The sequence below is a fragment of the Gammaproteobacteria bacterium genome (genome assembly GCA_013696315.1).
Taxonomy (GTDB): domain Bacteria; phylum Pseudomonadota; class Gammaproteobacteria; order JACCYU01; family JACCYU01; genus JACCYU01.
In genome coordinates, this window is record JACCYU010000198.1 from 1 (window position 1) to 7085 (window position 7085).

Sequence of the window (7085 nt, forward strand, 5' to 3'; positions counted from 1 at the left end):
CTATGCGACCCCATTCGTTTAAGATCTTAGTCGCGGTATCGACAATAGCAGGGCTTGGCATGGGCACGGCCGAGGCGCGCGATCAGTTGCGCATCGTCGGGTCCAGCACGGTTTATCCGTTTTCGAGCTATGTGGCCGAGGAGCTGGGCGCGGTCACCGATCATCCCACGCCGGTTGTGGAGTCCACCGGGTCAGGCGGCGGTTTCGAACTGTTTTGCGCTGGTGGCGCCGGGAATACGCCGGACATCACGAACGCGTCGCGTCAGATGGAATCCGACGAGTACAAGCTGTGCGCGGAAAACGGTGTCACGGATATCACCGAAGCGGTGATCGGTTACGACGGCATCGTCATCGCCAACAGCATAGACGGGCCTGACCTGGCCTTGAGCATTGAGGATCTGTTCATGGCGGTGGCCGCGAAAATTCCGCAAAACGGCAAGCTAGTCAACAACCCATACAAGAACTGGAGCGAAATCAACCCTGATCTGCCGGACGAAGAGATCCGCATCTACGGTCCACCGACCACCTCAGGCACGCGTGACGCGTTCGAGGAACTGGTGATGGAGGCGGCTTCCGAAGAAATGACAATCTACGGCGACGAGGGCTACACCGAGGTGCGTCGGGACGGCGTTTACGTGGAGTCGGGAGAGAACGACAACCTCATCGTACAGCGTCTGGAGCAGGATACGGGCGCGGTCGGCATTTTCGGTTACAGCTTTTTAGAAGAGAACGGCGACGCGATCAAGGGGGCGACGATCGACGGTGTGGCGCCCGAGCGCGAGCTGATCTCGTCCGGCAAGTATCCCGTTTCCCGCAGCCTGTTCTTCTATACCAAGAACTCACATGCGCAAGACGTCGTAAGCATGGACGACTATGTGTCGCTGTTCATGAGCGACCAGATGATCGGCGAAGACGGACTTTTGCAGGATCTGGGTCTAATCCCGTTGCCCGAGGATATGCTCGAAGACATGCGGGACAACGTCGACGAACGCACAAGGCTCAAGGCTAGCGACCTCGAAGGCTAGGCAGTATAAGTATGAGCAGTTAGAGACGGCCGTAAGCGGAAATTATGACGCGCCACACGAGGCAGTTCGACCTGCGTGCGCATGCCTCGAAACAGCGTCAGCGCGCCGCAATATGCCGCGGTGACGCCCGGTTACCGCCTTAACGTATCAGCGCGACGAAACCGTTAACACATCGACCAGCATGGACACAGGACAAAGCATTCTTGCCTTCACTAGCGGGCTGGTCGTTTTGATGACGGCCGCCTATATTCTTGCCCGCCGGCAGGCGGTGGCGACGGCCTCGACGGGGGTCAAAATGCATTCGCTGCCGGGTCAGTACGGCTGGTACGCCGTCATTACCGCGGCGTTGCCCGCACTTGGCGTGGCAATTGCCGGCGCTTTCCTGCACCTCGTGGGCTTTCCCGCGCCGTCCGGGATCATCATTGTCGTGGCGGCGCTCGCGATCGCCGCTGGAGGTTTGTGGTACGGGCTTCATACCGTGCGACCGAGCTTACGGGCCCGCGCGTTCATCGACAACGTGGTGCGGCGCTTGCTGCAGGCCGCGGCGCTGGTGTCCATCTTTACCACCATCGGCATCGTGCTCTCGGTGCTGTTCGAATCGCTGCGTTTTTTTGGCGAAATCAGCTTCTTGGACTTTATTACCGGCACGGAATGGAACCCCTCGGCCGCCTTCGGCGGCGACACGGGGATGGCACCCGAATTTGGTGCGGTGCCATTGTTCCTGGGCACGGCCGTCATCAGTCTGATCGCCATGTGCGTTGCACTTCCGGTCGGCCTGTTCGCGGCCATCTACATGGCCGAATACGCATCCGCGCCCGTGCGCGCATGGGCCAAACCGGTGCTGGAAGTCCTGGCCGGCATCCCGACCGTTGTTTACGGTTTTTTCGCCGCCCTCACCGTAAGCCCGCTGGTGGTCGTAGTCGCTGAGTTTTTCGGCCTCGACGTCGAGTACACCAACGCCTTGGCGCCCGGTCTGGTGATGGGCATCATGATTACGCCGTATATATCGTCTCTGTCCGATGACGTGCTCAACGCCGTGCCAAACAAGTTGCGCGAAGGCGCCTACGCACTCGGTACGACGCGCGCTGAGACCATCAAGCATATCGTTCTGCCGGCGGCCTTCCCGGGAATTCTTGCGGCCTCCCTGCTGGGCGTGTCGCGCGCGCTGGGCGAGACGATGATCGTGGTCATGGCGGCGGGTCTACGGCCTAACATGACCATCAACCCGCTGGAAGACCTGACCACCGTCACTGTGCAGATCTCCGACTCGCTGACGGGCGATCTCTCCTTCGACAGTCCGGCTACGCAGTCGGCGTTCGCGCTCGGACTGGTGCTGTTCGCGGTAACGTTGAACTTCAATCTCATTTCCAATGTGATGGTGCGCCGCTTCCGCCAGCGCTACGTATAAGTTATGGCCATTAATCATCAGGCAACTCAACAGTCCGTACAGGACAGGCTGAAGCGCCGTTACCGCGCCGATCGCCGCTTCAAGGCCTACAGCATCGGCGCGCTGTGCGTGGCGATTGCTTTTCTGGCGCTGTTTTTTACCGATATCGTGATCAAGGCGCTGCCCGGCCTCCAGCAGGCGGAGATCGAGCTCACCTACACGTATACCGACGACGTGATGTTCGATCCCGGCGCCGGCGTGCAGGGTGACGAGGCACTGGCCGATGAATTCAACTCGTTGATCAGCCGGGGCTGGACGCGGCTGTTGCCGGAGGAACTGGAGGACAATCCGGAGCTCGAGGGCACCACGGAAACATTGTGGGTGTTGGCGACTGATGACGTGGATCAATACCTGAAGGGCGAGTACAACGCGCTTGGCGAAGAAGAACGCGCGCTGGTGGATCGCCTGGCCGAAGACGGACGCGCGAGCCTCAATTTCAATACTTATCTGTTTACCAACGGCGATTCCAAGCTACCCGAGATGGCCGGCTTGAAGTCGGCGCTGGTCGGCTCACTATATCTCGTCTTCCTGGTGTTTATTTTCGCTTTTCCGCTGGGCGTGATGACGGCGGTTTATCTTGAGGAATACGCACCCGAAAACCAGCTGACCAACTGGATCGAGGTCAACATCAATAACCTGGCCGCGGTGCCGTCGATCATCTTTGGATTGCTCGGTCTGGCCGTATTCATTAATTTCTTCGGTGCGCCGCGCTCATCCGCGCTGGTTGGGGGGTTGACGATCGGTATCATGACGTTACCGCTCATCATCATCGCCGGGCGCGCCGCGCTGCGCGCGGTTCCGGACTCGATACGACAGGGCGCACTCGCGGTCGGCGCCTCGCGCTGGCAGATGGTCAAGGATCATGTGCTGCCGCTGGCGCTGCCGGGCATTTTGACCGGCACGATCATCGGCATGGCGGTGGCGATAGGCGAGACTGCACCGCTGCTGATCATCGGCATGATCGCCTACATCCCCGAGGCGCCGACCAGTTTCACCGAAGCCGCCACCGTGCTGCCGGCACAGATATTTACATGGGCCGGCATGCCGGAACAATCGTATACGGGCCGCACCGCTGCCGGTATTCTGGTTTTGCTCGCGGTCATGATCACGATGAATGCGACCGCCATCTACCTGCGCAATCGCTACACGCGGCGCTGGTGACACGAGGTAATGTTAATGAACAAGTCGCAAGAGACGTCGCCTTCTTTCAACCCGCACAGCGCGCCCTCGCACGCGTCTCGACGCGCAGACGACAAGTCGGAAAATGCCGAATTTGAAGGCGGCAGTCAGGCATCGGGCGAATCGTGGGTGGGCCACGAGAGGCGAAAAGAGAGCGCGCCGGGCGGCGCTCCGCCAGTCGATGCGCCCGCCGCCAAGACCGACAATCCGGTCAAGGTTCGCATCAATAACCTGAACCTCTGGTACGGCGAAAAGCAGGCGCTGTTCGATATTAACATGGACATCGTCGAGCGCGAAGTGACCGCTTTCATCGGTCCTTCTGGCTGCGGAAAGTCGAGCCTTTTGCGCTGTCTCAATCGCATGAACGATCTGATCGGCAGCGTGCGGATCGAGGGCAATATAAAAATCGACGATCAGGACATCCACGACGCCTCGCTGGATGTGGTGTCGCTGCGCTCGCGCATCGGCATGGTGTTTCAGGCACCCAACCCTTTCCCCAAGAGCATCTACGAAAATGTCGCCTATGCGCCGCGCATTCACGGCCTGGTCGCGGGTCGCGCGGCCATGGACGATCTGGTGGAGCAATCGCTGCGGCGGGCCGGGCTGTGGGACGAAGTCGCGGACCGTCTTCGAACCACCGGCACCGCGCTTTCCGGCGGCCAGCAGCAGCGGTTGTGCATCGCGCGTGCAATCGCGGTCGGACCCGACCTTATCCTGATGGACGAGCCCGCCTCCGCGCTCGACCCGATCGCCACCGCCACTATCGAGGACTTAATCGCGGAACTGCGCGACAACTACACCATCGTAATCGTCACGCACAATCTGCAGCAGGCCGCGCGCGTCGCCGGATTCACCGCATTCTTCCACTTGGGCAAACTGATTGAGTACGACCAGACGGACAGGATATTCACCAACCCGCGAGAAAAACGCACCGAGGATTACATCACAGGGAGATTTGGGTGAGGCCAAATTGAATGTCCAGTGAACATTCAATTTGGCCGAACGACCCGCAGGGGTGCGCCGCCCTGCGGCGCACGGGCAGTCCAGGACGGACTACACTGGCCCTTCCAGCGGTGCAGGATAGCACCGCGCCAGAAGGCGGGGCCGGATCGCCGCACCACGGACGGTCTTACCCGCGTTTCCGCCGAACGCTTTGCCACGGAGGGCTAAGCACGGACCTGAATAATGCGCTTGCATCACGCCAGGGACGGCTACTCGGCGCCTGCGACAAGCAATCCCCCCATCCCAGCCTTCCCGCGTCAAGGGGGAAGGTGTTCAAAACATAGCCCCTCGGCACAGCTGTTTCACTAAAGGTCATCGCTATGGACACCGACAGGCAACACCTCACGCACCACATCTCCAGGCGTTTTAACCGTGAGCTGGAAGATCTCACCAACCGCGTGTTGCGCATGGGTGGCATGGTGGAGCAGCAACTCGGCGACGCGCTCAACGCCGTGACCAACGGCGACGAATTGCTGGCGCGCCACGTCATCGACCACGATTACCAGCTCAACGAAATGGAGGTTGAAATCGACGAGGAATGCGTGATGATCCTCGCGCGGCGCCAGCCGGCCGCCGGCGATCTGCGGCTGGTGTTCGCGATGCTGAAGACCATCACCGATCTCGAACGCATCGGCGACGAAGCCAAGAAGATCGCCAAGCTGGCGTTGAAGCTGGCGGAATCCAAATGGTCTGATCGCCGCTACACCGAGATCGCCAGCCTGGGCTGGTACGCCAGCGACATGCTGCACCAGGTGCTGGACGCGCTCGCGCGCATGGACGCGGAACTTGCGCTGGAGATCGTCAAGAAAGAAGAGGTCGTGGATCGCGAATACGAGATCATCATGCGCCAGATCATCACCTACATGATGGAAGACCCGCGCACCATCACCCGTTCGCTGGAAGCGGCCTGGGCGGCGCGCGCGCTGGAGCGAATCGGCGATCACGCCCGCAATATCGCCGAAGACGTCATTTATCTGGTCAAGGGCAAGGACGTGCGGCACACCGACATGGTCGACGTGGAAGCATCGGTGCATCCGCAAGCGCCGACCTGACTATCGCCTGCATCGACACGCGCCGCCTGACCTCTATAATAGTGGGATGCCCGAGCGCCCATACCTCATTGCTTCCGGCAGGCAAGCAGCCCGCGCCGCGGTAGCCGGCATGGACGGCGCCAGTTCGGCGCTGGCGGTAGGCGCGGTTCCCCCGTGCGAACTGCTTATCAACCGCGAACTCAGCCTGCTGGAGTTCAACCGGCGCGTGCTGGAACTGGCGGAAGACGAGTCGGTACCCCTGCTGGAGCGGCTGCGGTTTCTGTGCATTTCCAGCACCAACCTCGATGAATTCTTCGAAATCCGTGTCGCCGGTCTCAAGCAGCAGGTCGCGCTTGGCATCAGCCGCATCGGCCCGGACGGTCTGTCCGCGCAGGAACAACTCGCGCAGATCTATCCGGCCGCACACGCGCTGGTGGACGATCAGTATCGCATTCTGAACGACATTCTGATCCCGGCGCTGGCCGACGAGGACATCCGCTTCGTGCGCCGCGCGGAATGGAATGAGGCGCAGGCGAAATGGGTACGAAACTATTTTATCCGTGAGCTGTTTCCGGTGCTGAGTCCACTGGGACTGGACCCCTCGCACCCGTTTCCGCGCATTCTCAACAAGAGCCTCAATTTTGTCGTCACCCTGGACGGCAAGGACGCATTCGGACGCGACAGTGGTACCGCGCTGGTGCAGGCGCCGCGTTCGCTGCCGCGCCTCATCCGGCTGCCGGAGCGCATCTCGCGCAAAGGTCATCATCTGGTATTCCTGTCATCGATCCTGCACGAGCACGTGGGCGAACTGTTCCCCGGCATGCAGGTGCTGGGCTGCGCGCAATTTCGCGCCACGCGCAATTCGGACCTGTTCGTGGCCGAGGAAGAGATAGAGGATTTACTGATCGCCCTGCAGGGCGAACTGCCCTCGCGCAACTACGGCGACGCGGTGCGGCTGGAAGTCGCGGACAATTGCCCGGAGCGCGCCGCGCGTTTCCTGTTGCAGAAATTCAAACTGCAGCCAGAAGACCTCTACCGGGTCAATGGCCCGGTGAATCTCAATCGGCTGCTGGCGATGCACGGCTTTGTCGACCGCCCCGACCTCAAGTATCCACCTTTCATTCCCGCCCTGCCCCGCACCCTGACCTCGCGCGGCAATCTGTTCGAGCGCATCGCCAAGAGCGACATTCTTTTGCACCACCCGTTTCAGTCGTTCGCACCCGTGGTGGAATTCGTCCGCCAGGCCGCGACCGACCCGAACGTGCTGGCGATCAAGCAAACGCTTTATCGAACGGACGCCGATTCAGAACTGGTCGAGTTGCTGGTGGCGGCGGCGGTGGCGGGCAAAGAGGTCACCGCGGTGATCGAACTGCGCGCGCGCTTCGACGAGCAGACCAACAT

At 60.9% G+C, this 7085-nt stretch carries 6 protein-coding genes; all 6 read left to right on the forward strand.

Annotation, left to right across the window (positions count from 1 at the left end; all coding sequences use genetic code 11):
- The first annotated feature begins 2 nt into the window (after window positions 1–2).
- Window positions 3–1025 carry a substrate-binding domain-containing protein gene (locus H0V34_11565; GenBank protein ID MBA2492298.1) on the forward strand — a complete coding sequence of 341 codons (1023 nt, stop codon included), beginning with the start codon at window positions 3–5 and terminating at the stop codon, window positions 1023–1025.
- Between the two features lie 181 nt (window positions 1026–1206).
- Window positions 1207–2433, forward strand: coding sequence for a phosphate ABC transporter permease subunit PstC (gene pstC / locus H0V34_11570; GenBank protein MBA2492299.1), 1227 nt, complete (start codon window positions 1207–1209; stop codon window positions 2431–2433).
- 3 nt (window positions 2434–2436) lie between these two features.
- On the forward strand, window positions 2437–3633 hold the full coding sequence (gene pstA, locus H0V34_11575) for a phosphate ABC transporter permease PstA (GenBank protein ID MBA2492300.1): 1197 nt from the start codon (window positions 2437–2439) through the stop codon (window positions 3631–3633).
- Between the two features lie 15 nt (window positions 3634–3648).
- Complete coding sequence (locus H0V34_11580; protein MBA2492301.1) at window positions 3649–4614, forward strand: phosphate ABC transporter ATP-binding protein; 966 nt, start codon at window positions 3649–3651, stop codon at window positions 4612–4614.
- A 359-nt stretch (window positions 4615–4973) separates the two neighbouring features.
- A complete protein-coding gene (gene phoU / locus H0V34_11585) occupies window positions 4974–5705 on the forward strand; it encodes a phosphate signaling complex protein PhoU (GenBank protein ID MBA2492302.1) in 732 nt (243 codons plus the stop codon).
- A 109-nt stretch (window positions 5706–5814) separates the two neighbouring features.
- A partial coding sequence (gene ppk1 / locus H0V34_11590; protein ID MBA2492303.1) for a polyphosphate kinase 1 occupies window positions 5815–7085 on the forward strand: 1271 nt, incomplete at its 3' end.

Excerpts from the sequence above, each read along its gene's own strand:
- H0V34_11565 (MBA2492298.1), top strand. The coding sequence starts at position 3 with ATGCGACCCCATTCGTTTAAGATCTTAGTCGCGGTATCGACAATAGCA.
- pstC (MBA2492299.1), top strand. The coding sequence starts at position 1,207 with ATGGACACAGGACAAAGCATTCTTGCCTTCACTAGCGGGCTGGTCGTT.
- pstA (MBA2492300.1), top strand. The coding sequence starts at position 2,437 with ATGGCCATTAATCATCAGGCAACTCAACAGTCCGTACAGGACAGGCTG.
- H0V34_11580 (MBA2492301.1), top strand. The coding sequence starts at position 3,649 with ATGAACAAGTCGCAAGAGACGTCGCCTTCTTTCAACCCGCACAGCGCG.
- phoU (MBA2492302.1), top strand. The coding sequence starts at position 4,974 with ATGGACACCGACAGGCAACACCTCACGCACCACATCTCCAGGCGTTTT.